General features: G+C 40.0%; 22 protein-coding genes and 2 pseudogenes. 14 read left to right on the top strand and 10 right to left on the bottom strand.

The window, feature by feature from the left end:
- Nucleotides 1-36 precede the first annotated feature (36 nt).
- The 5 genes and pseudogenes from AC0VZ4_RS03035 to AC0VZ4_RS03015 form a co-directional block, all read left to right on the top strand.
- Nucleotides 37-786, top strand: coding sequence for an IS5 family transposase (locus AC0VZ4_RS03035; protein ID WP_475439649.1), 750 nt, complete (start codon nucleotides 37-39; stop codon nucleotides 784-786).
- Nucleotides 787-930: 144 nt separating this feature from the next.
- Nucleotides 931-2,010 (top strand): mechanosensitive ion channel family protein, encoded by a 1,080-nt coding sequence (locus AC0VZ4_RS03030; RefSeq protein WP_008135008.1) that lies wholly within the window; start codon nucleotides 931-933, stop codon nucleotides 2,008-2,010.
- A 211-nt stretch (nucleotides 2,011-2,221) separates the two neighbouring features.
- A pseudogene (locus AC0VZ4_RS03025) lies at nucleotides 2,222-2,299 on the top strand (YcxB family protein); the annotation flags it as partial.
- 97 nt (nucleotides 2,300-2,396) lie between these two features.
- Nucleotides 2,397-3,656, top strand: coding sequence for an IS256 family transposase (locus tag AC0VZ4_RS03020; protein WP_475439694.1), 1,260 nt, complete (start codon nucleotides 2,397-2,399; stop codon nucleotides 3,654-3,656).
- A gap of 9 nt (nucleotides 3,657-3,665) precedes the next feature.
- Nucleotides 3,666-4,064 (top strand): annotated as a pseudogene (locus tag AC0VZ4_RS03015) (YcxB family protein); the annotation flags it as partial.
- 212 nt (nucleotides 4,065-4,276) lie between these two features.
- On the opposite strand, the gene csrA reads toward AC0VZ4_RS03015, so the two are convergent.
- From csrA to AC0VZ4_RS02985, 6 genes are all read right to left on the bottom strand, one after another.
- On the bottom strand, nucleotides 4,277-4,468 hold the full coding sequence (gene csrA / locus AC0VZ4_RS03010; protein WP_011327236.1) for a carbon storage regulator CsrA: 192 nt from the start codon (nucleotides 4,466-4,468) through the stop codon (nucleotides 4,277-4,279).
- 91 nt (nucleotides 4,469-4,559) lie between these two features.
- A complete protein-coding gene (locus tag AC0VZ4_RS03005; protein ID WP_475440875.1) occupies nucleotides 4,560-5,777 on the bottom strand; it encodes an aspartate kinase in 1,218 nt (405 codons plus the stop codon).
- Between the two features lie 6 nt (nucleotides 5,778-5,783).
- On the bottom strand, nucleotides 5,784-8,384 hold the full coding sequence (gene alaS, locus AC0VZ4_RS03000) for an alanine--tRNA ligase (protein ID WP_475440874.1): 2,601 nt from the start codon (nucleotides 8,382-8,384) through the stop codon (nucleotides 5,784-5,786).
- A 19-nt stretch (nucleotides 8,385-8,403) separates the two neighbouring features.
- Nucleotides 8,404-8,856, bottom strand: coding sequence for a regulatory protein RecX (locus AC0VZ4_RS02995; protein ID WP_096792484.1), 453 nt, complete (start codon nucleotides 8,854-8,856; stop codon nucleotides 8,404-8,406).
- A complete protein-coding gene (locus tag AC0VZ4_RS02990; RefSeq protein ID WP_096792483.1) occupies nucleotides 8,856-9,644 on the bottom strand; it encodes a BPSS1780 family membrane protein in 789 nt (262 codons plus the stop codon). The genes AC0VZ4_RS02995 and AC0VZ4_RS02990 overlap by 1 nt, the downstream gene beginning before the upstream one ends.
- Before the next feature lie 81 nt (nucleotides 9,645-9,725).
- Nucleotides 9,726-10,349, bottom strand: a complete 624-nt coding sequence (locus AC0VZ4_RS02985) for a GTP cyclohydrolase II (protein WP_007583803.1) — start codon at nucleotides 10,347-10,349, stop codon at nucleotides 9,726-9,728.
- Between the two features lie 248 nt (nucleotides 10,350-10,597).
- Between AC0VZ4_RS02985 and AC0VZ4_RS02980 the strand changes: the two genes are divergently transcribed.
- Nucleotides 10,598-11,713: an energy transducer TonB gene (locus AC0VZ4_RS02980; RefSeq protein ID WP_475440873.1), complete on the top strand. Its 1,116-nt coding sequence runs from the start codon at nucleotides 10,598-10,600 to the stop codon at nucleotides 11,711-11,713.
- Between the two features lie 67 nt (nucleotides 11,714-11,780).
- Here AC0VZ4_RS02980 and AC0VZ4_RS02975 read toward each other — a convergent pair whose 3' ends face one another.
- Entirely contained in the window at nucleotides 11,781-12,290 is a 510-nt protein-coding gene (locus AC0VZ4_RS02975) for a hypothetical protein (protein ID WP_475440872.1), read from the bottom strand.
- A gap of 419 nt (nucleotides 12,291-12,709) precedes the next feature.
- Here AC0VZ4_RS02975 and galE point away from each other — a divergent pair, with 419 nt between their 5' ends.
- The gene (gene galE / locus AC0VZ4_RS02970) at nucleotides 12,710-13,726 is read left to right on the top strand and encodes a UDP-glucose 4-epimerase GalE (RefSeq protein WP_007378962.1); all 1,017 of its coding nucleotides are present in this window, start codon (nucleotides 12,710-12,712) and stop codon (nucleotides 13,724-13,726) included.
- A gap of 296 nt (nucleotides 13,727-14,022) precedes the next feature.
- Here the strand turns inward: galE and AC0VZ4_RS02965 are convergent, their stop codons facing one another.
- Both AC0VZ4_RS02965 and AC0VZ4_RS02960 read right to left on the bottom strand, forming a co-directional pair.
- A complete protein-coding gene (locus AC0VZ4_RS02965) occupies nucleotides 14,023-14,703 on the bottom strand; it encodes a Fe2+-dependent dioxygenase (RefSeq protein WP_475440871.1) in 681 nt (226 codons plus the stop codon).
- 75 nt (nucleotides 14,704-14,778) lie between these two features.
- On the bottom strand, nucleotides 14,779-16,959 hold the full coding sequence (locus tag AC0VZ4_RS02960) for a TonB-dependent receptor (protein WP_475440870.1): 2,181 nt from the start codon (nucleotides 16,957-16,959) through the stop codon (nucleotides 14,779-14,781).
- Between the two features lie 216 nt (nucleotides 16,960-17,175).
- Here AC0VZ4_RS02960 and AC0VZ4_RS02955 point away from each other — a divergent pair, with 216 nt between their 5' ends.
- Genes AC0VZ4_RS02955 through AC0VZ4_RS02930 form a run of 6 tightly spaced genes read left to right on the top strand, consistent with a single transcriptional unit; the run spans nucleotide 17,176 to nucleotide 22,143 of the window.
- Nucleotides 17,176-17,949, top strand: a complete 774-nt coding sequence (locus tag AC0VZ4_RS02955; RefSeq protein WP_475440869.1) for a DUF3450 family protein — start codon at nucleotides 17,176-17,178, stop codon at nucleotides 17,947-17,949.
- Nucleotides 17,949-19,262 (top strand): MotA/TolQ/ExbB proton channel family protein, encoded by a 1,314-nt coding sequence (locus AC0VZ4_RS02950; protein WP_475440868.1) that lies wholly within the window; start codon nucleotides 17,949-17,951, stop codon nucleotides 19,260-19,262. Before AC0VZ4_RS02955 ends, AC0VZ4_RS02950 begins: the two co-directional genes overlap by 1 nt.
- Nucleotides 19,255-19,635 (top strand): MotA/TolQ/ExbB proton channel family protein, encoded by a 381-nt coding sequence (locus tag AC0VZ4_RS02945; RefSeq protein ID WP_149606507.1) that lies wholly within the window; start codon nucleotides 19,255-19,257, stop codon nucleotides 19,633-19,635. Before AC0VZ4_RS02950 ends, AC0VZ4_RS02945 begins: the two co-directional genes overlap by 8 nt.
- A gap of 5 nt (nucleotides 19,636-19,640) precedes the next feature.
- A complete protein-coding gene (locus AC0VZ4_RS02940) occupies nucleotides 19,641-20,045 on the top strand; it encodes an ExbD/TolR family protein (protein WP_007378977.1) in 405 nt (134 codons plus the stop codon).
- 1 nt (nucleotide 20,046) lies between these two features.
- Nucleotides 20,047-20,703, top strand: a complete 657-nt coding sequence (locus tag AC0VZ4_RS02935; protein WP_033031925.1) for an energy transducer TonB — start codon at nucleotides 20,047-20,049, stop codon at nucleotides 20,701-20,703.
- A gap of 27 nt (nucleotides 20,704-20,730) precedes the next feature.
- Entirely contained in the window at nucleotides 20,731-22,143 is a 1,413-nt protein-coding gene (locus AC0VZ4_RS02930) for a tetratricopeptide repeat protein (protein WP_149606508.1), read from the top strand.
- Between the two features lie 693 nt (nucleotides 22,144-22,836).
- Here AC0VZ4_RS02930 and zapE read toward each other — a convergent pair.
- Nucleotides 22,837-23,946, bottom strand: a complete 1,110-nt coding sequence (zapE, locus tag AC0VZ4_RS02925) for a cell division protein ZapE (RefSeq protein WP_475440867.1) — start codon at nucleotides 23,944-23,946, stop codon at nucleotides 22,837-22,839.
- Between the two features lie 59 nt (nucleotides 23,947-24,005).
- On the opposite strand from zapE, the gene rsuA reads away from it, so the two are divergent.
- On the top strand, nucleotides 24,006-24,704 hold the full coding sequence (gene rsuA / locus AC0VZ4_RS02920; protein ID WP_475440866.1) for a 16S rRNA pseudouridine(516) synthase RsuA: 699 nt from the start codon (nucleotides 24,006-24,008) through the stop codon (nucleotides 24,702-24,704).
- Nucleotides 24,705-24,820 lie beyond the last annotated feature (116 nt).

Genomic DNA, 24,820 nt, shown 5'->3' with positions numbered 1-24,820 from the left:
ATTTACTTCGCCAAAAACAAACCTTACGAGATTACCATGCCCCGATTAATGCTCACTGATAAGTTGTGGTCGAAGCTAAAATCAATTTTGCTTGAAGATAGAGTTTATAACAAGCTTGAACACAGACAAACGATGGAAGGAATTTTATATCGCTTACGTGTTGGTTGCCCATGGCGTGACCTCCCTGAGTGTTTTGGTTTATGGAATACTATTTACCGCCGATTTCTACTTTGGTCTAAAAAAGGAATATTAATAAGGTTGTTCAAATCATTATCCGCCAATAGTGACACTGAGTGGGAATTCATTGATGGCAGTTATGTTAAAGCACATCAACACAGTACAGGTGCTGCGTCTCAACAAGAACAAGCGATAGCATTAAGTCGTGGCGGTAATACAAGTAAAATTCATTTAGCTGTTGATAGTTATGGCTTACCAATTGAATTTATTATTACAGGCGGCGATGTTCATGATAGTAAAGTGGCAAATGAACTGATTGAATTATTGCCCCAAGGCGATTTTGTTATCGCAGACAAAGGCTATGATAGTGAAGTCATTAGAAATAAGGTTCGAGAGAGAAACTCAAGCCCAGTGATCCCTAGAAAGAAAAACTCAAAAACAGGTAATGGTGATATTGATTGGTGCTTATATAAATATAGGCATTTAGTTGAAAATGCCTTTGCAAGGCTAAAGCACTTCCGTGCTATAGCGACAAGGTACGATAAATTGAAATTACAGTTTGAGAGTATGTTAGCGCTGGCATGTGCAATGATTTGGCTACCAATGTGAAAGATCAACAGCCCCTAGTCTCTTTCATTCTAAATCCCAAAATTTGTGTTACGTTATCTCAGCAAAATGTTTGCCAAGTTATATTGAACATTTGGTACTAAACTTGCTGCTAACAATTATAAAAACTAAACACGGATGACAGCCATGCCCAGTAGCCAAGCAAACAACATAGTACAAAATAATGCCCCTCTCATAACACATAGTTTTGAAGGTGATATACTTTCATGGCATTTTTTCCACGAACAAAGTCTGCAATTACTGCACGCAACAGCGCAAATATTACCCACTCTATTACTTGGCACAGTCCTTTTAGTACTAAGCTATTTAATCGCAGGGCCGCTTTCGCGACTACTTATAAAACCCATCGATTATATGACCGACAGTAAACTCGTTCACTTAGTCGCAAGGCGCAGTATTAGTACCTTAATTATTTTATTAGGCGTGTACTTATTTTTACGTTTAGCTGGGCTTACTGAGTTTGCAGTCGCTATTATGAGTGGAACAGGATTAATAGGCTTAATATTAGGTTTCGCTTTTAGAGACATAGCAGAAAATTTCATCGCCAGTTTATTACTAAGCATACAAAGACCTTTTAAAATTGATGATGTAATAGAGGTAGATAATCGCTTAGGGATCGTTAAAAAAGTAACCGCACGGGCAACAACACTAGTGGATTACGATGGTAATCATATTCAAATACCAAATGCGACTGTGTACAAAAACACCATTAAAAATCTCACCGCCAATCCCAAAATGCGCGGTAAAGTAGAAATAGGTATTGGCTATGATAACGATATACGCAATGCACAAACTCTCGCACTCGACATTGCCAATCAGCAAAGTGCCGTACTAAGCGACCCACCAGCGCAAGTATTAATAAAAAACCTTGGCTCATCCACTATTAACTTTACCTTGTTCTTTTGGGTTAATAGCGAGCAGCACAGCCCATTAAAAGTAGGCTCACAACTTATGCGAGAACTTGTAAACGAATTTACAAAGCACAATATCAGCATGCCTGACGACGCAAGAGAGCGTATTTTACTTACCCCTGCTAACGAAACTATTTTTGGTTCAGAGCAAAAACAATCACCAAAAGTAAAAAACATAGTTAACGAAACAGACGATAAAACTAAAACACTCGATGATGTGAGCAGTGATACTGACGAAATACGTGAACAAGCAGATAAATCAAGAGATCCTGAACAAGGAAAAAATATTATTTAACCTGAGCTCTGATTAAGAGATTTTCAGTGAAAACAAGGCTAATTTACGCGTCAATAGCTGGCCTACTGCAAATAAATTTAATGCAGTTAGCGCTGACAATAACTGCTTGAGATAGATTTATTATCCAGAGTTCAGGTTCTTTATTATAAACACTGCGCATTTGCAGCTTAGCTTGCTAAAATAGGAAAAAATATGTTTTAAGTAAAGCAATATGGCATTAACTACTACCTATACACTTGATAGACCTTACTTTTATGAATGCTTTGATGAGTCGCTTCCTTACAGTAAAGAGCTATAGTCGTTTCTGGTGTATGAGAAAAAGTCATTGCGATGTAATCTGTTAATTGATCTTGACCGGATCAACAATTAACCAGAGAGACATCGCAATGACTGAAAATGATAATGTTATTTCCATTGAAAAACCAGACAATCCGTTAGAGCAGTTGCTTAAAAGCGGGGCGCAGCAGTTGTTAGCTCAAGCGATTGAGGCTGAGTTGGCTGTTTTATTGGCTCAATACCAGCATGAGACCGTCGAGGGACTTCAGCGGATCGTCAAAAATGGTCACCAGCCTGAGCGTACGATCCAAACAGGCCTTGGTGATATTGAGGTCAAAATACCTAAAGTCAGGGATCGAAAAAAGGAAGGCATTAAATTCAATAGTGCCTTGATCCCGCCTTATCTGAAACGGACAAAAAATATCGAAGAGCTGATCCCATGGCTCTATTTACGAGGAATTTCGACGGGTGATATGCAGCCCGCTTTAGTGTCTCTTTTAGGCGAGCAAGCCAAAGGTTTGTCGGCCAATAGTGTCTCTCGGTTGAAATCCACCTGGGAAACGGAGTATCAGCAGTGGTCTAAACGTTCCTTGGCTAAACGTCGATATGTGTATATCTGGGCCGATGGGATTTACAGTAAAATTCGAATGGATGATAAGCTGTGCTTACTGGTAATTATGGGGGTAGATGAAACGGGCAGAAAGGAGCTATTGGCGGTGGTTGACGGGGTTCGTGAGTCTGAGCAGAGCTGGACTGAAGTGTTAAATCAACTGCGCTCACAGGGTCTAACAATACCACCAAAATTGGCCATAGGGGATGGTGCGCTGGGGTTTTGGAATGCCCTCACCAAAGTATGGCCAACAACCCAACATCAACGTTGCTGGGTGCATAAAATCGCGAATGTGCTAAACAAAGTGCCGAAATCAATGCAACCTAAAATCAAAGCGAATTTACAAGATATCTGGATGGCAGAGAGTCGAGCTTCTGCTTATAAAGCGTATGATTTATTTGTTAAAAATTACTCAGTCAAATACCCAAAAGCGACGGATTGCTTGATGAAGGATAAAGATGAAATGCTGGCATTTTATGATTATCCTGCTGAGCATTGGATGCACATAAGAACGAGTAATCCGATAGAGTCAACGTTTGCGACGGTAAGGCTGAGAACGCATAAAGTGAAGAGTTGTGGCAGCCGGACAACCACCTTAATGATGGTTTTTAAACTCGCGCAGTCGGCAGAGAAAAAATGGTACCGCTTGCGAGGATTTAAGCTACTGGCTGAAGTAATTACAGGGGTAAAATTTAAAGACGGCGAAAGAATAACTCAAGATCAAACAGAGCATCAAGATGAGCTCATACACCAGATTTGACAATAACTCTACAGTAAACGTGCGCAACCTAAATATTTTCTACTCGTGCTATTAATAGCACTGGGTTTGTTTGGTATTTATGGTTTAAATGATCATTACTTAGGTTCTTTTTTAATCATGCTGGCAATTCTTGAATGCGTTGCCTTTTACTATCGCCGTCCTTGGTGGGTAACCAGACAAATGCTCAGCAGAGCATCTGGCTCAGAAGTCACCCTTACTTTTGATGACGAAGGCATTAAATCGGTTAATCATTACAAAAACTATCAATTAGTATGGCAAGATATAAACGAAGTTATAAATACAGAGCGCGGATTATTATTAAAAAATAAACGTGGTATGCAATATATTTCAAAACAAATTTTAAGCCCCGAAATTATTAATTATATAAACAAAAAAGCCACTCGATGAGTGGCTTTTTTGTTTAGCTAAGTAAATTACTCAGCTATTTTATACCAATCTGCATATATATGGGGTCTATTTAACGTTAAGAAAATTACGCTAGAACTAGGCAAAAGTTTTTGTATCTAGTTGTTCTAAATAAAAAATTTTTAACAACGTTATAGTGTAATTTAATTCGTTAAATTGATCAAAGATTTATGCAGGTTGGTATTACATGTTGATTAAGCATTGCCCGGCTCAGGGTTAGACTTTTCAGCTTGTATACGCATGTAAATTTCTTCACGATGCACTGATACGTCTTTTGGTGCGTTAACACCGATTCGAACTTGATTTCCTTTAACACCTAGAACGGTAACTGTTACTTCGTCACCAATCATTAGGGTTTCACCTACTCTACGAGTTAGTATTAGCATTCTATTGCTCCCATGTTCCAATAAAAATTATAAGATTCCACTTAAACATACTAATAAAAATTAGACTGAAAAGTAAGTAAAAACTCCCAATCTATTCATTTTCTGTTAAAAATACTTTGTGTAATGCACGAACAGCCAACTCTAAGTACTTTTCATCTATTAAAACTGAAATTTTAATCTCGGATGTTGAAACTAAAACTACATTAATGTTTTCTTGCGCTAATGCTTCAAAAAATAGACTCGCGACACCAGAATGCGATTTCATACCCATACCAACAGCAGACACTTTTGCCACTGTGGTTAATCCGCATATATTTTGAACACTTAATTGAACTTGCTGCTCAGTGAGCAATTCAATTGCTTGCAGGTAATCATTCGTGTGCACAGTAAAAGCATAGTCTATTTTTTCAAAGTTATGATTAACTTGATTAATCATATCTATTTCGATGCCATTTTCGGCAAAAAGTTTCAATATTTTTGAAAGATATTGCGTCCCCGTTGGCACACCTTCTACCTTAATTAAACATTCGTCACGATTAAACGCAACCCCCGATACAACCTTGCTTGGCATATCGTTCACCTCAAAGCTTATTAATGTACCTTCATCGGGATTAAAGCTCGAAAGCACCCTAAGTGGCACATTATGTTTGCCTGCGGCTTCTACCGAGCGAATATGCAAAACTTTCGCCCCTAAACTTGCCAGCTCCAGCATTTCGGCAAAAGTAACTTGGCTCATTCTGCGCGCGTTAGGTTCAACACGAGGATCTGTAGTATATACGCCGTCAACGTCTGTATAGATCTGGCATTCGTCGGCTTTTATAGCCGCTGCTATTTCTACAGCCGATGTATCGGTGCCGCCGCGTCCAAGCGTTGTAATATTGCCCTCAACATCGCGTCCCTGAAACCCAGCAATAATAGCAATACGATTATGCTCAAGCTCATGCTTTAAGCGCGTAGCAGCAACCTCAGCAATACGAGCTTTACCAAACATGTTGTCGGTTAGAATATTGACTTGATCGGCTAATAAGCTTACAGCTGAATGACCACGTTTAATAATAGCCATAGCAAGCAGTGATACAGAAACCTGCTCTCCGGTGCTAATAAGTACATCTAGTTCACGGCTACTCGGGCGAGTATCAATTTGTTTGGCGAGGTTAATTAAGCGGTTGGTTTCTCGCGACATAGCCGAGAGCACCACAACCACTTGATGTCCTTGTTGCCTGGTTTTTACAACAAGGTCGGCGACCGCTTCAATTCGCTCTATTGAGCCGACCGAAGTGCCACCGAATTTTTGAACAATAAGCGCCACTTAGGCTTAAGTACGCTCAGTTAACCAAGCTGTAACACTATCTAGTGCAGCAGCAAGGTTTTGTGGCTCACTACCACCGGCTTGTGCCATATCTGGACGACCGCCACCTTTACCACCTACTTGGCCTGCCATGTGATTAACTAACTCACCGGCTTTTACTTTGCCTGTTAAGTCTTTAGTTACACCAGCAATTAGGCTTACTTTGTCGCCACTGGCAACACCCAGTGCAATAACACCTGAGCCAATTTTGTTTTTAAGGTCATCAACCATACCACGCAGTGCTTTAGATTCAGTACCTTCAACGTTTGCTACAAGTAGCTTAACGCCATTAATTTCAACCACTGAGTCAAGTAAAGACGCGCCCGCTGCACTTGCTAACTTATCGTTAAGTTGCGCAATTTGCTTTTCAAGACCTTTAGACTTTTCAAGTAAGGCAGTAACTTTTTCAAGTACCGATGCACTATCGCCTTTAACTAAAGCAGCTACATCATGTAATTTTTGTTCTTGCTCGCCAACGTACGCTACAGCATCTGCACCGGTTACGGCTTCAATACGACGAACGCCTGCGGCAATACCACTTTCAGATACTATTTTGAATAAACCAATATCGCCAGCGCGCTCAACGTGAGTACCACCACAAAGCTCAATAGAGTAGTCGCCAATAGTAACTACACGTACTTCGTCGTCGTACTTTTCGCCAAACAATGCCATAGCACCTTTCGCTTTAGCATCATCAATTGCCATAAGCTCAGTATTAAGTGCAAAGTTACGACGAATTTCATCATTAACTACACGCTCAATTTCACGAAGCTCATCTTTAGTAACCGCTTCAAAATGTGAAAAGTCAAAACGTAAACGATCAGGTTGAACAAGTGAGCCTTTTTGGCCTACATGGTCGCCCAATAACTGGCGTAGTGCTTCGTGTAAAATATGCGTCGCTGTGTGGTTTTTCTTAATGCTGTCGCGGCGCGTATCATCAATAGTCGCATCCACTTTATCGTTAACACCAATACGGCCTTGTACAGTACCGTGGTGAGCAAAAGCATTACCAAGCTTCGTGGTATTGGTAACATTAAATTCGCCACCAGCAACTGTAATAGTACCAGTATCACCCGTTTGGCCGCCTGATTCAGCGTAAAACGGTGTACGGTCTAATACTACAATACCTTGTTGACCATCTTCTAATAACTGAACAGCTTCGCCACCGGCAAAAATTTCAATAACGGTCGCGCTGTAATGTGTGCTGTCGTAACCTTTAAAGTCAGTGTGTTTATCTGATTTTAATTGGTCATTGTAATCAGCACCAAACTTACCCGCTTGTTGCGCTGTTTTACGTTGTACAGCCATGCATTCTTCAAAGCCTTGATGATCAATTGTCATCTGGCGCTCACGCGCAACATCGGCCGTTAAATCAGCTGGAAAACCGTACGTATCGTAAAGTTTAAATACTAAGTCGCCCGGTATAATATCGCCTTTAAGGTCGCTTAAGCTTTCTTCTAAAATAGCTAAGCCACGCTCAAGTGTTTTACCAAACTGTTCTTCTTCAATGCGTAATACTTTTTCAATAATTTCTTGTTGCTTAGCAAGCTCAGGGTACGCTTGACCCATTTGCTCAATTAGCGCAGCAACTAATTTATAGAAAAACGAACCTTGTGCACCTAACTTGTTACCGTGGCGCACAGCACGACGAATAATACGGCGCAGTACATAACCACGACCTTCGTTAGATGGCATAACACCGTCTGAGATTAAAAACGCACACGAACGAATATGATCCGCCACTACGCGTAGTGACTTGTCGTCCATGTCTTGTGCATTAGTAACACTTGCAGCAGCAGCAATTAAGCCTTGGAATAAATCGATTTCGTAGTTTGAATGCACGCCCTGCAAAATAGCAGAAATACGCTCAAGGCCCATTCCCGTATCAACAGATTGCTTAGGTAGAGGCAACATTGTACCGTCGCTTTGACGGTTGTATTGCATAAATACAAGGTTCCAAATTTCGATGAAACGGTCGCCGTCTTCCTCTGGAGAGCCCGGAGGTCCGCCCCAAATATGCTCGCCATGGTCATAAAATATTTCAGAACACGGACCACACGGACCCGTATCGCCCATAGACCAAAAGTTGTCTGAGGTCGCAATACGAATAATACGATCCTCTGGTAAGCCAATTTCGTTAGCCCAGTAACCAAACGCTTCTTCATCATCGTGATAAATAGTTACTAAAAGTTTTTCTTTAGGTAGGCTTACTACCTCAGTTAAAAACTCCCATGCAAACTTAATCGCGTCTTGCTTAAAGTAATCACCAAAGCTGAAGTTACCTAACATTTCAAAAAATGTATGGTGGCGAGCAGTGTAGCCTACGTTTTCTAAATCGTTATGCTTACCGCCAGCACGTACACAGCGCTGCGAGCTTGTCGCACGTGTATAAGGGCGGCTTTCTGCGCCTAAAAATACATCTTTAAATTGCACCATGCCGGCATTGTTAAATAACAACGTGGCATCGTTACCCGGTATAAGCGAGCTAGAAGGTACTATTTGATGTTGCTTGCTGGCAAAAAAGTCTAAAAACTGTTGCCTAATTTGTGCGGTAGTCATGTGCTGCATTTGAAAGTCTCACCTGTATTTACTGTGCTTGCATTGCAAAATTAATTTCATCGTAGCTAAAACCCCGATACATTAAGTAGCGCACGCGCTTAGCTTTATCTTTGTAATCGAGGTTTGGCGGTGTATTCGAATATTTTTTATTGTACGCATCCTGCGCAAGCTCAAACCAATCTATTTCAAGCTCTTCAACTACCATTTCAAGTAGCGAACGATCAATCCCTTTGCCCATAGCTTCGCTTTTTATTCGCTTAAGCCCGTGGCATTTAAATATGTGTTTTCTTACAAAGCCTTCACAGTATCGCTGCTCGTTAATAAAATTGTGCTTTTCGCACCAATCAAGCAGCGTTTCAATAAACTCTTCTGTCGCTTCTTTTTGCTGTAATTTGAGCGTTAACTCACGACGCGAATATTCTTGGCGCCCTAGTAACCAAAGTACATAGTTTTTTAGTTTTTGCTTTAATTTATCATCCATTAAGCGTCAAAACGCCCGCTTGTTTCACTACTAAGTGGCTTAACATTAATGTCGTCACTCGGTGGTACAACAGGCATAAAAATGGCTTGATAAGATACAAAAAAGCTAATGTAGCAAATCGGCATTAAAATCAACAGTGGTAAGAACGATAAGAACATCGAAAGCGCCATAAATAATGCGCAAATAAGACCAAAAGCGCCAAGTGGCAAAATATTATGATAAAACACCATTAACGACTTTTTCAGCGCCGTTAAAATGCGTGTTTCTTTACTAAAATAAACAAGCGGTACAGCGTAAGCAAACGCCGTTAAATAAATTAGCATTGCCATAAAAAATAAAATTACATTCGCGCCCGAAATACTCTCAAGCATTTGTTCAAGTGCTACGTTTGGATCAAGTCCTGGTTGGCTCATAACAGCCACTGCATCGGCAAATAAGCCATTAGCAAGTAACGCCATTAAAATACCCGCACCCATTTGATAAAGTGCTAAACGTAATAACCCTAAACGATTTCCCTTAGCCGTAAATGGCTTGAGAATATCGGCTAGCATAATTTTTCCGCCCTGCTGCTTACTAAGCACCGCTTGGTAAAACCCTGCGGTTAAAAATGGCGTAGCTAGTGCTGCAACTACTTGCAGTAAAGGTAAAAATAAAGACAGCAGCCCTACAATGCCAATAAATAAATGCATAAAAATAAAGGTTGCTGGCTGGGTTTTAAAAATAAGCCATCCGGCTTTTAACCACTTTAGCCCTGCATCGGCTTTAAAAATTCGTAATTGTGTAGACATACTTGCTCTTAATTTAAAACGAAACACGCCAAGTATAACTTGGCGTGAGGGGGGATTAATAGACGAAACGTAATTAAATGATTAAGGTTTTTTAATTTTCTTAATATCTAACATATGCGCGCCATGCTTAATTTTTGTTTCTAGGTACGATTTATTACCCGCAACACCCGCTTTAATGTGCGCATGCGTGCCCACAACCGAGTCAACATTAATACCGGCATCTTTTAATGCGTTAAGCTTTTTAGGATTATTGGTCATTAATTTAACGTGGCTTAAATTAAGCGCATTAAGCATTAATACCGCATCCGAAAAGTCACGTAAATCATCAGCAAAGCCTAAATGATTATTAGCTTCGTAGGTGTTCATACCTTGCGATTGCAGTACGTAAGCATCAATTTTGTTGTATAAACCAATGCCACGGCCTTCTTGGCGTAAATACAATAAAATACCGCCTTGCTCGTGCATCATTTCAATACACTCATTTAGCTGCTCGCCGCAATCACAACGCGATGAGTAAAATACATCGCCTGTTAAACACTCTGAATGCATACGAATAAGCGGTACATCTTGCTCTGTATCGGCGTTGTTAAACACCATAGCAATATGTTCTTTACCATCTTTTAAATCAGTAAATGAGATTATTTCTGCAGGGATATCACTATTTCTGCCAACATTAAGCTGGACTCTTGCTCTTACTTGCGCCACGACAAATCCAAATATTTAAATAACTACGACACGACAATAAAGTGATAATATCACAAAATAGGATAAATACACCGTAGTACAAGACTGTTTATGGCAATTATATGGCGACGACAGGCGTTATTTTCAATGATTGTTAGCAATAAATTAATACAAATAACACCCAATGTTATTTACGTTGATTTACCTTAATCAGTGACACTTACGGGCGCGTTTGGTATTTTGTATTTTAAACAACGATAGGGATTATTATGAAACGTCAGCAACTCGCTTTATTTATAGGCTTAAGTTTGTCTGCTTTAAGCGCAACAACTTTAAGCACTACAGCACTTGCCAGCCAAGCAAGCGATCCTCAAACGGTATTTAGCCAAGCATACCAAAGCTATTTAGCAGCAGTTAAAGCAGACAAAAACGTACAACAAACTGCCAAACTTGCTTACACATCAGGTAAAGCCGTTTACGGTAAAAGCGACGACAATACTGCCAACTTAGCTATTAATTACGCTAAAGCAATAAAAGGCTACGGCGATGAGCTAGACGAACAGCGTTTTGCACTCTATAACGAAGCCCATACTATTTTAGCTGCAAACCACGGTAAACTATCAATAGAAACAATTGGTGCACTACTCGGCCAAGCTAACTACACAACATCAGCTTACAAAGCAGCTAACTTTTTAGAACAAGTAATAGATATAGCTAAAACACAAAATAAGCCTAAATTTGTAGCCGACATGAAACTAGAAGCGGCATCACTGCTTGCTAAAAAGTTTAGCTCTAAAAAATATCGCGAAGCGAAAAACTACCTAGAAGAAGCCGACGAATACTACCAAGAAAACTTACCAGAAAACTCACTAGAGCGCATAAAAGCCGATTTTTTAATGGCCTCATTCGCAGAAGGTCGTAAAAAATACAATCAAGCGATTGAAAGGCTAAACCGTATAGTGAATGTATTCGATAGTAATTTAAACTTTGATCACAGCGCAGAGCTAAGCGCTCACTCTAAGCTTATTGGCCTGTACGAAAAACAAGGTAAAAGCGAAGAAGCAACTAAACACTGTCTAGCAATTGCTAAAATGGTGCCATGGAAAGAATCGCAAGAGCAAACGCCACTCTATCGTGTTAACCCTAAATACCCAGTTAACAAAGCCAGATTTAGTACCGATGGTAGCGTTGTTATGGAGTTTGAGGTAGACGCAGCTGGCTTTGTAAAAAACCCAAAAGTACTTAGCTCTGAAGGGGGCAGCGCATTTGAAAAATCAGCCAAAGCAGCGCTTGAGCAATGGCGTTACGCGCCAAAGTTTGAAAATGGCAAACCCGTTAGCGCTATTTCTCAGGTACAACTCGACTTTAAAATTAATCGCCATTAAAAGCGGCTCATTAAAAAAGGCGCTTTAAGCGCCTTTTTTAATACTAACTAATACAAATCCTACGTAGTTAAAATTCGTAACTTACGCTAATACCGCCATCGGCTCTTTTTTCATTGCTGTCACTTGTTTTACCGTAGCCTACATCTAATTCCAGTCTAAAACCGGCATTGTTTAATCCATTAAAGTTATAGCTGTAAGTAAGCCCTATGCCGTTAGTTGTTTCCTCATCAAAAATACTGCCAATTGCGCAGCCTAGCGTATTAGCAAAGTCAGTTGCTATATCATTTGTTGAACTTTCACATTCTTGGTCTGTATCTCTTGCGCCAATAGCGCCCACAAGCACGCCAAATGCATGCTTTTTATTATCGCTTACTGCTTGTTCAAAACCTGCTGAAAATCCATCATCAAGGCCTATTTTATAGTTTGCATACCAGCGTTGTTGATTCTCATTAGCCGATAAAGACACTTCTGGAATAACTAAATAAGGATAGCCACCCCCAATCGAAAAACTAACATCGTTAGCAAAAGTAGAACAAGAAGCGATAGATAAAGTGAGTAGTAATATTTTTGTTTTCATAAAATTCCCTTTGAGTAAGCACCAAATGTACCTAGTTTAGTTCCTTTTCACAATGCAACAAAAGTCCTAACCGTGCTTTTTGTGATTTTAAAACTTCCTGTTGCGATTAAAGCCGGCTTCTCTTCCTAGCTAGAAGTTTCAGTAGTACGCTGATTTTAATATGGTTATTCTCCATACATAGGCGATAACGCAAGGGAAGTTGTCGAACCGACTAGGTTACACACCTCTCGCCGCGATTAAATACTCCTTAGATAGAACAAATTTTAATCCTGAAAGACCAATAAACTCTAAACCACATTAACTGTATTTAATTTAAAAAAGACTTTAGTAGAGCAATAATAAATACAGATAATGCATGTAAATAATCATAATTTATGGTGAAATTAGCTTAATTGATAAAAGGTACCCACGGAGCTTTCATGACTATTTTAGTAACCGGTGGCGCAGGCTATATTGGCTCGCACACTGTTTTAGAACTTTTACAGCAAGGTAATGATGTTGTTGTTATTGATAATTTGAGCAATTCATCGCAAGAATCTCTTGCTCGTGTTAAAAAAATCACAGGTAAAGATACTACCTTTTACCAAGGTGATATTCTCGATAAAGCTTTTTTAGATTCAGTGTTTGCTAAACACTCTATTGATAGCGTTATACATTTTGCAGGCTTGAAATCGGTTGGTGAATCAGTGGCTAAACCAATTGAATACTACCAAAATAATGTACAAGGTACGTTAACGCTTGTTGATGCAATGCGCGAAGCTGGTGTATTTAAATTAGTATTTAGTTCATCAGCTACCGTTTATGGTGATCCGGCTAGTTTACCAATTAAAGAAGACTTCCCTGTGGGCGGTACTACAAACCCTTACGGCACATCTAAGCTGATGGTTGAAATGATGCTGCAAGATATCGCTAAATCAGACGAGCGTTTTGCGTTTGCTATTTTGCGTTACTTTAACCCTGTTGGCGCACATGAATCGGGCCTAATTGGTGAAGATCCTAACGGTATCCCAAATAATCTTTTACCGTTTATTGCACAGGTTGCTGTGGGTAAATTAAAGCAACTTGCTGTATTTGGCGATGACTACGACACAGTTGACGGTACAGGTGTGCGCGACTATATACACGTTGTAGATTTAGCAATTGGTCATTTAAAAGCGCTTGATAAAATTGCCAGCAGCACGGGTGCATTAGTTTATAACCTGGGTACTGGTAACGGGTATTCTGTACTGCAAATGGTTAATGCATTTATTAAAGCCAGCGATCAGGCTGTGCCATATCAGGTTTCACCTCGCCGCCCAGGCGATATAGCCGCCTGTTATGCAGCACCAGAAAAAGCACTTAATGAACTTGGTTGGGAAGCGGTGCGTGGCATTGATGAAATGATGCAAGATACATGGCGTTGGCAGTCAAATAACCCCAACGGCTATAAAGGTTAAGTAAAAAGTAATTTATAAGCTTTGCCTGTTGCACCAGCAGGTAAAGCGCCCTTTACACTCTATATAAATAAATTATCTAAAACGTTATTGCACAAAAAACAGAGAATAAAGGTAAGTGAGAAGACACCAAAGCATGAGATTACGAGCGTTGCTCGTCACGCCAGCAAGCTGTGCGTCTACACGTAAATCAAACCACACTGTAAAACTTTGCCGGTAGGCGTAGAGCTTGCTCACGCGAAAAGCGCAGCTTTTAATTACTTATATCTAAATCTAACACTTAATAACGAGTATCTTCGTTATGTCTGTGCCCACTGCCTAAGCAAATTATGATAAACCCCCGTTAACTGAATAATCTCAGGGCTATCTTCTACTTTGCTGCGCAAACTTTGAATCGACATATCTAAATCAAAGAGTAAACCACGTTTTTCGTCGCTGTTAACCATGCTTTGCAACCAAAAAAATGAGGCTAACCTACGCCCACTTGTAACTGGCATTACACGGTGAAGGCTGGTTGATGGGTACAACACCATACTCCCAGCTGGTAATTTTACGCTGTGCGGTCCATACGTATCTTCAATAACTAATTCTCCACCCTCATAATCTTCAGGCTCATTAATAAAAAGCGTCATTGATACATCTGTTCGTACTTTTACAGGCGTACCAGGAACCTGCCTAATGGCATTATCTACATGCACACCAAACGATTGCCCGCCTTGGTAACAATTAAATAACGGAGGAAAAATTTTTGCAGGAAGCGCTGCCGACATAAACAAATTACTACGAGCGAGAGCTGCCATAATAATGTCGCCAAGCTCTTGGCATTCAGGACTATTTTCAGGTAACTGTAAGTTATTTTTAGCTTTCGTTGATTGATGCCCAGCCGTAATACTACCATCTGCCCACTGTGCTTTTAGTAAAACCTCATGACAATAAGCAACTTCTTCTTTAGTTAACAACTCTGGTATTTTAACTAACATGTGCGCCCTCTCACATAATAAAAAGAAAGGGCAGAAATTTCTGCCCTTAATGATTATGTACTCTTAAAGTAAAGTTTAAAAAGAGTAACTTGCCGTTAAGCTAAACTTACGACCTTCACCAGGAACAAAGTGTCCGCCACCTAACTGGTTAACGTAATCTTTATCACCTAAGTTTTCAGCATTAAGCTGCAAGCTCAAATCTTTTGATACATCATACGCGACCATTAAATCAAAAATAGTGTAGCTTGGAGCACGAGCGCGAGTAGACGATGAACTACTGTAACGCTCACCTAAATACTGCATACCTGCGCCAAATGATAATTGCTCAGATATTTCGTATGTCGTCCATATGCTCGCACTATTTTTAGGCGTACGTGGTAATTCGTTACCTATTTGAATAATATCGTCACCTGATGCTTTAGTTATTTCGCTATCTTGATAAGTATACGATGCAATAACGGTCCACTCTTTGGTGATTAAACCTGTAGCTGATAACTCTAAACCCTGAACACGTTGTTCGCCATTTAATAAATCAGCTCGTGTATCTTCTGCAAATGGATCATCGGTACGAGCATTTGTTTTTTCAGTACGGAAAAGAGCTGCATTAGTTTGTAAGCGACCATCCATTAAGTTCCATTTCGTACCTAATTCATAGCTATTACTTTCTTCTGGATCAAGATCTGCTGTATTTCCGCGAGTAGATACCGTAATACCTTCGGCTGAAGGATTAAACGAATTACCCGCCCCAAAATAAATACTGCCGTTTTCTGTAGGTTTATAAACTACAGCTGCATTCCAGCTAAATAAGTCGTCACTTGTAGAAATTAAAGCACTTGGGTTCGCGTAATCGTAATGGTAATCCGTAGTAAAGCTATCAAAACGAACTCCGCCTGTAACTTCCCATTGCTTGTTAAGCGTTACTGTATCAAATACATAAATAGCTTGGTTTTTAGCTTTAGCTTCAATGCTTGTACCATCACGGCCGTACACACCCGTAAATGCAATTGTTGCATCAGGGTTGTATAAGTCGTTGCGTATTCCATCTTCAATTAGGTTATCAGGCGTAGTTGCAACAAAGTTATGGCGTGTAAACGTTTCATTTGCAAGTTCAACACCCACTACTACGTCGTGAGTAAAGCCTGCAAACTCATAGTTACCAATTAAATCAACTTGAAGTGCAGCAAGTGAATTTTCTGTATCACGTGTTTTTTCATCTGCAAAGGTAATATCAGTGTCTGTTGTAACCGAGAAGTAACGCGGTGCAGTTGTTACTGACTCACGCTTAACTTTACCTAAACGACCTTGCACACGTAACGTAGTATTTTGAGAAAAATCATACTCATAACGAGCTGTTGTTGAGTAAGCTTCAATATCTTCGTAATCACGATAAATATTACCGTAAAAGTTATCAAAGTCAACAGGGGAAGGTGAGCGCGCGCTATCTGCAAGTTCAGCTACTGGCGTATCACTGGAAACCCAAGGAATTCCGTAATCTGGTAAATTATCTTGACGTTGATACTCTAGGTTTAAATCAAAACGGCTTTTTGTACCAAGCCCTGTTGCAAATGCAAACGCAACAGCATTTGTTTCATTTTCAACATGATCGCGACCTGCAACATCACCTTTATCAGTAAGAAGATTGATACGTAGTGCGCTTGTATCGTTTACTTGAATGTTAGTATCAAAACGACCACGGTAATCATTTTCTGTACCTAAACGTAATGAAACATCATTAAAGTTGTCTAACTTCGCCTTTTTACTTTCTAAATTAACACTACCGCCTGTTGCACCACGACCAGAGACCGCAGAACCAGGGCCTTTAGCTACTTCAACGGCTTCAATGTTATAAACATCGCGGGTGTATCCTGCAACATCACGAATGCCATCAACAAAAATATCACTTGCGGCACTAAAGCCACGAATAGACATGCTATCGCCAGTAGGAGAACCACCTTCGCCAGCCGCTAAAGAAATACCTGATACATTACGTAATGCATCTTGTAAGCTATCTACGTTTCTATCTTTCATTACCGCTTGGTTAATTACAGTAACTGTTTTAGCCGTATCGAGTAGCGGTTGAGTATATTTATGCGATGTTGATTTTTCTACAACATAGCTAGACTCGGTTTTAGTTTGCGCTTTCGTTACCGATAATTCTTGAACATCCTGTGCACTTGCCCAAGTTGAAAGCGTAGCTGTAACAACCGCTGCAATTGGCTTTACGTACGCATTTCCTTTATTCGATGGCTTACTCATGGTTACTCCGTAGTTTTTATTAAGCACTTAACTATTGTTAATTTAAGGTACATATTGAATTTCGGCAGAATCCTACCACCGCCACAAATAAATGTAAATACCAATTGTTATCAGTTGCGTTGTTATACCCGTTGTTATATTGTATGCGCACTTAAAAATTAACAGTAATTGCTCCATGTAATTACTCGTCGTAACTTTCAGGGTCTTTGTTGAACAATGCGAAGTTTAATTAAACCAATCAGTATGGTTATCGCGCTTTGTTGCGCTATGACAGTGCAAGCCGATACCGTTAGCGAATTAGAACAACTCATCAACAAATGGCTGCAAATAGAAAATCAAAACAATGAATTAAATACTCATTGGCTTGAACAAAAAAGCAGTATGGAGCAAACATTAACGCTTCTAGATGCTGAGCAACAGCAACTTAGCGAGCTTAATCAGCGTAGAAAAAAAAGCACCAGCGAGCTTGCCCAAAAACGCGAACAGCTTGTTACTAAACAATCGGAACTTGAAAACGATCAACAACAATTAAACGAACAACTTACACGCATTTCCCAGCAATTACTTTCATTACAAGTGCAATTACCTCCGCCACTTTTAAGTAGTTGGAAAAACACAGGTGATTTAACTAACTCACAACTAAATACCACAGATAAATTGCAAACAGCACTCAAGATGCTGGGATTATTACGTGATTTTCAGCAACGGATCTCTATACACGAAATGGCAATTCTGCACCCTGACGGCCAAGAAGTATGGGTAAAACAGCTTTACTTAGGTGCAGCCCAAGCTTGGTTTGTAAGTGAAGATTTAAGTTATGTAGGCATTGGCTTTCCAAGTGATTTAGGCTGGCAGTGGGAGTTCGATCCGAGCATTAACGCTGAGCAAGTTGCATTAGGAATAGCTGTTCAACAAAAAAAGCGCGCTGCTGACTGGGTAACACTACCTATCTTAAGTTATGCAAAAAACACACAAAAAGGGGCTAAATAATGATTTTCGCCCGCATCTTTAAAATAGCTAATATTTTAGCTTTACTCTTTAGTGCAAACATCGTTTTTGCAGCAAGCAGTGATGACGCGCAACAAAGTATTTTAAGTGACATTAAAACAGCTCAACGCGCGTTGAATAAAACTCAAAATAACATTGCCAAAGAGCAAGCCGCTCTTGCTAAAAATATATTTAACAAGCAGCAATCACTAAGTAAATTACGAGAGCAGGCTGCCGTTAACCGCCGCCTTGCTGATGAAGATACTTTGAGCTTAAATCAGCTGCAAACACGCCTAGATACATGGCAACAGCAGCAACAATATCAGCTAAATTTGTTAAATCGATTTGTACGCCAAAATAGTAAAAACCAACACATTTCTAATGATCAAAACGAATTGTTGAAACAAGTAGTATCACTTATTAATGACCAAAAACAGGCACTTTATCCACAATTTAAAAAGCAATCGGTTGTGCTAAGTAATGGCGAATTAAGCCAAGCGAATACCCTTCAAATAGGCCCAGTTGCTTGGTTTAGTACACAAACCCCAAAACTAGCTGGATTACTCGATTTAGACGACAAATCTAACGCGTTAAAGGTAGCGCTAGTGCAATCTACAAGTGACGATAACCCACTCGATAATACCTTAAAACAAAATGGCGTAGGATCTACACTCCTCACTTTTGATCCGAGTTTAACGCATTTAGTAACGAGTCAGTCTCAACAAGAAAGTCCGCTAGAGCATTTAGAAAAAGGCGGTTTATGGGCTATTCCTATTATTTTATTTGCCTGCTTTGCACTAACTATCGCATTACTGAAAGCAGCTCAGTTACTGCGTTTAAATAAAATAAAAATGCACTCGCAATTGCAATTACAGAAATTGTTTATAAGTAAAAATAGCAGCGAATTTAATGGCATGCAGCAACAGCTATTTAACCTAACCTTACAAAGCGAAAAAGGCCAAATACGAGATGATCAGTTATTTAACCAACTTATCCACGATAAACATAAGCTCGATAACTTTATTGGTGCAATAGCCGTTACCGCAGCAGTAGCACCACTACTTGGCTTACTGGGTACTGTAAGCGGTATGATCGAAACATTCAAAATGATGACCTTGTTCGGATCAGGCGATCCTGAGGTCGTATCGGGTGGCATTGCACAAGCACTCATAACCACAGAACTTGGTTTAGTCGTTGCTATACCAGCTCTGGTACTAAACGCTTTGTTATCGCGTAAAGCTAAAGCCTATTACAGCCAATTAGAAGGCTTTGCATTACAGCTAAGTCAGCTAGATGAAGGAAAAAACAATGTTTGATCAAATCATTAGTAATCCTATTTGTTGGTGCATTATTTTACTGGCTTTATTTGTGTATCAATTGATTTTTCATGACTTACTACATCTGAAACATTATCAAACACAGCGCAAAGGTTATTGGCAAGAAGTAAGCTCTATTTTAACTGCGGCTTTGCCACTACTTGGTTTACTAGGCACAATTGTTGGCTTACTCGATACCTTTAAAGTTATGGCTCTGGGTCATAATGAGTTAATGAGTGATGCAATTGGCCATGCATTACTAACCACTCAACTTGGTCTGGTGTGCGCTATTCCTGCTTGGTTAATGCAAGCCTATTTAGCATATTCGCAGCGCAACCCTAAATTACATGCACTAAGTAAACAATTAGGGTAATAACCATGCAATCACGTTTAAAACATCGTTTAGAACAAGAATCTGGCCAACATATTGATATGTCGCCGCTACTTGATGTGGTATTTATATTGTTAATATTTTTTATTGTGACTACGGTATTCGTACGCGAGAGTGGCGTTGAGGTTGATAAACCACAAGCCGTATCGGCCAGCCGTCTAGAACAACAAGTTATATTTTTAGCCATAACAGACACCCAGCAAGTATTTTTTGATGGCAGCCAAATTGGTGTTGCTGGCGTGCGCAGCAGCGTTGAACAAATGCTCAAGCAACAACAGCGCCCTGTGGTTATTCAAGCCGATAAAACAGTACCTACCGAGTTGCTTGTTCAAGTGATTGACGAGGCAAAGCTTGCCGGCGCGGCGCAAGTTAATTTAGCGACCAAACAATAATATGTACGCGATTACACCGACCCAAAAATCACGAAATATTCGTCATCCATTGTTTGCATTTGCGCTAAGCCTAATAGTACTTACTGCTGCATTGTTACTTTTATGGCTCGCTCAACTAGCTGAACATATAGTGCAAGATAAAGTTATTGTACGCGAGGTAGCTATGGTGGCATTACCGCCACCACCTCCGCCTTCAATACAACAGCAACAAGCAAATGAGCCTGCGCAAAGCTTAATGGTGGAAGGCGCTGGCGCTTCTATTCAAGCAGTTAAAATTAAAATAAAGAGTAAACTAAAAATTGTAAGACCCGATACGCCAAGTGTAAAAGTAAGTACGCCACAATGGCAATCGGTCAATGTAAATTGGGATGCACTTAGCCTAAACCAGCTCGACGGCCTACCCACTTTACTCACACCAGTAAAAGCATTACTCCCAAAAAGCTTAACTCGCCAAGGTATTGATACATTTACCGTAAAGCTCGATGTACTAATTGATGAGGGTGGCAATGTAAGTTTGATTGAAGTGGTGCAAAATCCGTATCCGTCGCTTAAACCTGCAATCGATAAAATAATTAAACAGAGTCGCTTTAGCGCGCCTAAAAAAGAAGGCGAAGTCGTACGCGCTCGCTTTATTTGGCCCATTGAATTTAAACCTTAAGCTTTAAGCCTTATTAAAATGAAAAATATGAACGTAATTAAAACGCTAAAACCTTTCACTCACGCATTACTAACAACTTTAATGTGCTCATTGCCTTTATTAGCTGTTGGTAATGTGAATGCAAACACAGTAAGTACTCCACTGAAAGTAATTTTATCTCCTAGCGATCCAACATGGCAATTGGCCATAAATAATAAATTACTTAGTCCTACTGAAATGCTTATTGAACCGACTGAACGTGGCTTTGCACGCCAAGTGCAACCATTACTACAAGCAGGTAATTATAACGAAGTAGCCGCGCTATTTAAAAACCGCGACCTCACGCAAGATAGCACCGCACTCAATTTATTGCGTGCTCAGGTTTTACTCACCTTAAAAGAGTTCGATAACGCCGAAAATGCATATTTAGCATGTTTAAAAGCCGCACCTAACTTAGTAAAAGCACACCAAGGCTTGAGTCTTTTATACATGCAACAAGCAAATTACAACAAGGCACAAACACACCTAGTACACAGTATTGAACAGGGCCAAGCAGATGCACAAAGTTATGCGCAACTTGCTTATATTCATATACAACACAGCCAGCCTTGGAGCGCAGTAGCCGCTTATCGTCAAGCACTGATGCTTGCCCCTGAAACGCCTCAGTACCAACAAGGGCTATTGTTTGCCTTAATTGAATCGGGCGATTTAAATCAAGCAAATGCATTATTAAAAGAGTTACTTAATAAAACACCTGATAATGCTCAATTGTGGTTACAACGTGCACAAATAGCACTGCAATTAGAGCAAAATAAAAAAGCACTTGCCGCCATTGAAGTGGCCTTAAAACTCAACCCTAAAGATACCAGTAACCAGCTTTTAGCAGCCCAGCTGCATTTAAGTGAAGGCAGCACTGAACGCGCTGTTAGTTTATTAAAGCAAGGTTTAAAACACGCCACTAAACAGCAGCAAGTTGAGGTTATTAATACCACGATGCAAACTTTAGGCTGGCTTGTATCTCAACAAAAATGGGATTTAGCTAAAGAGCTAATAGGCAGCGCAAAAAGATTAACTAAGCAGCTACCCCGTGATGAACAAGCGCAGTTTTCTGTATACAGCGCACAAATTGCTATGCAACAAGGTAATACTAAGCGCGCACTTAAAAGTTTAAACAACGCACTTAAAATAAACCCGAATTTAGGTGATGCTTTACTTAGTTTAGCGAGTATATATCGCAGTAAAGGCCAACTCACCCAAGCTAAACTTATGTATGTTCGTGCACAAGCTCTACCTGATTACCAACTATCGGCATGGCTTGGGTTATCGCAAATAGCAATTGATTCTAAAGACTACTCTAGTGCGCTGAAGCATCTTAGAAAAGCATTGCAAGCTAACCCGCAACGCCAGGATTTGATTACCAATATTCGTGCACTTGAAAATATTGTGCGCCAAGAAGGGTGAGTTTATAGCTTTAACGTGAGCAAGCCAGGCGTCTACATTTCCAGCCATTGAGTTTCCCTGTAGACGCACAGCTTGCTGGCGTGTAAAAACGCAGTTTTTATAAAATAGCTTAATAATTAGAAGCTACGCTTCTCACGTGAGCAAGCTCAACGCCTACAGATAAAATTTAACGCCGTGGTTAAACTCACTTGTAGACGCACAGCTTGCTGGCGTGTAAAAACGCAGTTTTTAAAATAGCTTTATAACTAGAAGCTACGCTTCTCACGTGAGCAAGCTCTACGTCTACTGGTAAAGTTTAACGCTGTGGTTAAACTCACTTGTAGACGCACAGCTTGCTGGCGTGTAAAAACGCCGTTTTCAAAATAGCTTAATAACTAGAAGCTCACGCTTCTCACGTGAGCAAGCTCAACGCCTACAGATAAAATTTAACGCCGTGGTTAAACTCACTTGTAGACGCACAGCTTGCTGGCGTGTAAAAAAGCAGTTTTTAAAATAGCTTTATAACTAGAAGCTACGCTTCTCACGTGAGCAAGCTCTACGTCTACAGATAAAATTTAGCGCTGTGGTTAAACTCACTTGTAGACGCACAGCTTGCTGGCGTGTAAAAACGCAGTTTTTAAAATAGCTTAATAATTAGAAGCTATGCTTCTCGCGTGAGCAAGCTCTACGCCTACTATATATCAAACCAAAGCGTTACCAATTTTGCATTTCGACTATGCGTGATTGTGTGCGTGCATATTCAAAGCGCAATTTTTTACCTTTATACAAATGTTCAATGTCGGTTTGCGCATTTATTACCAGCAATTTATGGCAATCGTAAAATTCATCTACTAAGGCAATAAAGCGACGCGTTTCGTCGTCAAAGGTGTGCTCATCAAGCGTTTGTTTTTCGCGCTGATAACTATCTTCTATACCGTGAACTATAACTTTACCCGTCGCCTTAACACCCATTTGTGGCACATTCGATACATATAACACATCAAATTGCGTTGCTAAATACATATAATCGTTAGCACTACGCGGGCCGGAGCATAGCGCCATAAAATCAATCATTAAGACATTATCGGCTTTTAATAAATAAGGTAAATCACGGCCATGCACGCTAATTGTATTGCTGTATGTTGCAGCAGGATAAGAAACTAAAAACTCATTTTGAAAATCATGTTTAGGTAAATTAATAAAATAGTGCCGGCTGTTTTTACCATATCTAAAGCGGTGATCGTCCTCCCCTGCCACGTTAATTATATGGCAATGGTTATTAATTAAATCAATAGTAGGTAAAAATCGCACTCGTTGTAGGCCGTTGTAATAAAGCTGCTCTGGCTTTGCGTTCGATGTGGCCACCAGCACAACACCTTGTTCAAACAACGCATTGAACAATCTGGCCATAATCATGGCATCGCCGATGTCGCTCACAAAAAACTCGTCAAAACACAGTAAACGGATGTTTTTAGCCCACTGTTTTGCAATTAAGATTAATGGATTTTTTTGACCTTGTAGCTTCGAAAGTTGGGCATGCACTTGTGCTATAAAATGATGAAAATGCAGCCGCTGCTTTTGCTCAATCGGTAGGTTTTTATAAAATAAATCCATCAGCATAGATTTACCGCGCCCTACTGGTCCATATAAATAAACACCTTTTGTTAAGGGCGCTTTTTGCCACCATAATGTGTGAACTTGAAGTTGCTCGCCTAGCGTATTTAAAGCTTCCACCGCATTTTGCTGCGCAGCATCAAAACACAATTCACCCGTGTCTATTTTTGCTTGGTAAAGGCTTAATATTTGTGTGCTGTGCACTGTCATGGTATTTCACTATCGGCTATAATCGCGCCCATTGTAGCCGACTAAAAATGTGAACCAAAATGAAATTCCCTTGCCGCTTAGATAAATTTATTAGCCACTTAGCTGAAATACCGCGCACCCAAGCTCGCGCTAGTATTAAGCGAAAAGAAGTAAGCGTTAATGGCGAAATAATTACCTCACATAATTTTCAGCTAGCCCAGCAAGACGAAGTACTGCACCAAGGTACGCCTTTGGTATTTTTAGGTAAGCGCTATTACATGCTAAATAAACCTGTTGGCTATGTATGCGCTAATAGTGACGAGCTACACAAAACCGTTTTTGACTTACTTAATGAGCCAAATATGAGCGACTTTCACGTGGCAGGTCGTCTTGATATAGATACCACAGGATTAGTTATTATTACCAATGATGGCGATTGGTCACATAAAATTACGTCACCTAAAAGCAATAAATTTAAAACTTACTTAGTAGAAACTCAAGAACCTATAACCGACGAAGCGCTTGAGCAATTACGAACAGGTGTCATGCTCCATAATGAAAAAGATTTAACCCGCCCAGCGATTGCCGAACGACTTGCTAATTACGGACTGCGTTTATCAATAAGTGAAGGTAAGTATCATCAAGTTAAGCGTATGCTTTACGCGGTAGATAACAAAGTCGTTGAGTTACATCGCGAGCAGATTGCAGGCATTAAATTAGATGAAAACTTGGCAAGTGGTGAATATAGATTGCTAACAGCTGATGAGATTAAATTATAAAACCTCACCTACGATATGTAAAACCCTGTAGGTGCGAATTTACTTCGCGCTCATGTAACGTGGCTTGGGTGTTTAAAAAAGCGAGGTATAAAACCTCACCTACAATATGTAAAACC

Source organism: Pseudoalteromonas sp. QJM3NY_22 (genome assembly GCF_056173065.1).
This window is presented reverse-complemented; position numbering and strand designations above follow the sequence as displayed.

Bases quoted from the DNA above. Each gene is read 5' to 3' on its own strand.
- zapE (WP_475440867.1), bottom strand. From the start codon at position 23,946: ATGACAGTGCACAGCACACAAATATTAAGCCTTTACCAAGCAAAAATA.
- alaS (WP_475440874.1), bottom strand. From the start codon at position 8,384: ATGCAGCACATGACTACCGCACAAATTAGGCAACAGTTTTTAGACTTT.
- AC0VZ4_RS02955 (WP_475440869.1), top strand. From the start codon at position 17,176: ATGCGAAGTTTAATTAAACCAATCAGTATGGTTATCGCGCTTTGTTGC.
- AC0VZ4_RS03020 (WP_475439694.1), top strand. From the start codon at position 2,397: ATGACTGAAAATGATAATGTTATTTCCATTGAAAAACCAGACAATCCG.
- AC0VZ4_RS02950 (WP_475440868.1), top strand. From the start codon at position 17,949: ATGATTTTCGCCCGCATCTTTAAAATAGCTAATATTTTAGCTTTACTC.
- AC0VZ4_RS02930 (WP_149606508.1), top strand. From the start codon at position 20,731: ATGAACGTAATTAAAACGCTAAAACCTTTCACTCACGCATTACTAACA.
- rsuA (WP_475440866.1), top strand. From the start codon at position 24,006: ATGAAATTCCCTTGCCGCTTAGATAAATTTATTAGCCACTTAGCTGAA.
- AC0VZ4_RS02995 (WP_096792484.1), bottom strand. From the start codon at position 8,856: ATGGATGATAAATTAAAGCAAAAACTAAAAAACTATGTACTTTGGTTA.
- AC0VZ4_RS02990 (WP_096792483.1), bottom strand. From the start codon at position 9,644: ATGTCTACACAATTACGAATTTTTAAAGCCGATGCAGGGCTAAAGTGG.
- AC0VZ4_RS02935 (WP_033031925.1), top strand. From the start codon at position 20,047: ATGTACGCGATTACACCGACCCAAAAATCACGAAATATTCGTCATCCA.
- AC0VZ4_RS02960 (WP_475440870.1), bottom strand. From the start codon at position 16,959: ATGAGTAAGCCATCGAATAAAGGAAATGCGTACGTAAAGCCAATTGCA.
- AC0VZ4_RS02975 (WP_475440872.1), bottom strand. From the start codon at position 12,290: ATGAAAACAAAAATATTACTACTCACTTTATCTATCGCTTCTTGTTCT.
- csrA (WP_011327236.1), bottom strand. From the start codon at position 4,468: ATGCTAATACTAACTCGTAGAGTAGGTGAAACCCTAATGATTGGTGAC.
- AC0VZ4_RS02940 (WP_007378977.1), top strand. From the start codon at position 19,641: ATGCAATCACGTTTAAAACATCGTTTAGAACAAGAATCTGGCCAACAT.
- AC0VZ4_RS02980 (WP_475440873.1), top strand. From the start codon at position 10,598: ATGAAACGTCAGCAACTCGCTTTATTTATAGGCTTAAGTTTGTCTGCT.
- AC0VZ4_RS02945 (WP_149606507.1), top strand. From the start codon at position 19,255: ATGTTTGATCAAATCATTAGTAATCCTATTTGTTGGTGCATTATTTTA.
- AC0VZ4_RS02965 (WP_475440871.1), bottom strand. From the start codon at position 14,703: ATGTTAGTTAAAATACCAGAGTTGTTAACTAAAGAAGAAGTTGCTTAT.
- AC0VZ4_RS03035 (WP_475439649.1), top strand. From the start codon at position 37: ATGCCCCGATTAATGCTCACTGATAAGTTGTGGTCGAAGCTAAAATCA.
- galE (WP_007378962.1), top strand. From the start codon at position 12,710: ATGACTATTTTAGTAACCGGTGGCGCAGGCTATATTGGCTCGCACACT.
- AC0VZ4_RS03030 (WP_008135008.1), top strand. From the start codon at position 931: ATGCCCAGTAGCCAAGCAAACAACATAGTACAAAATAATGCCCCTCTC.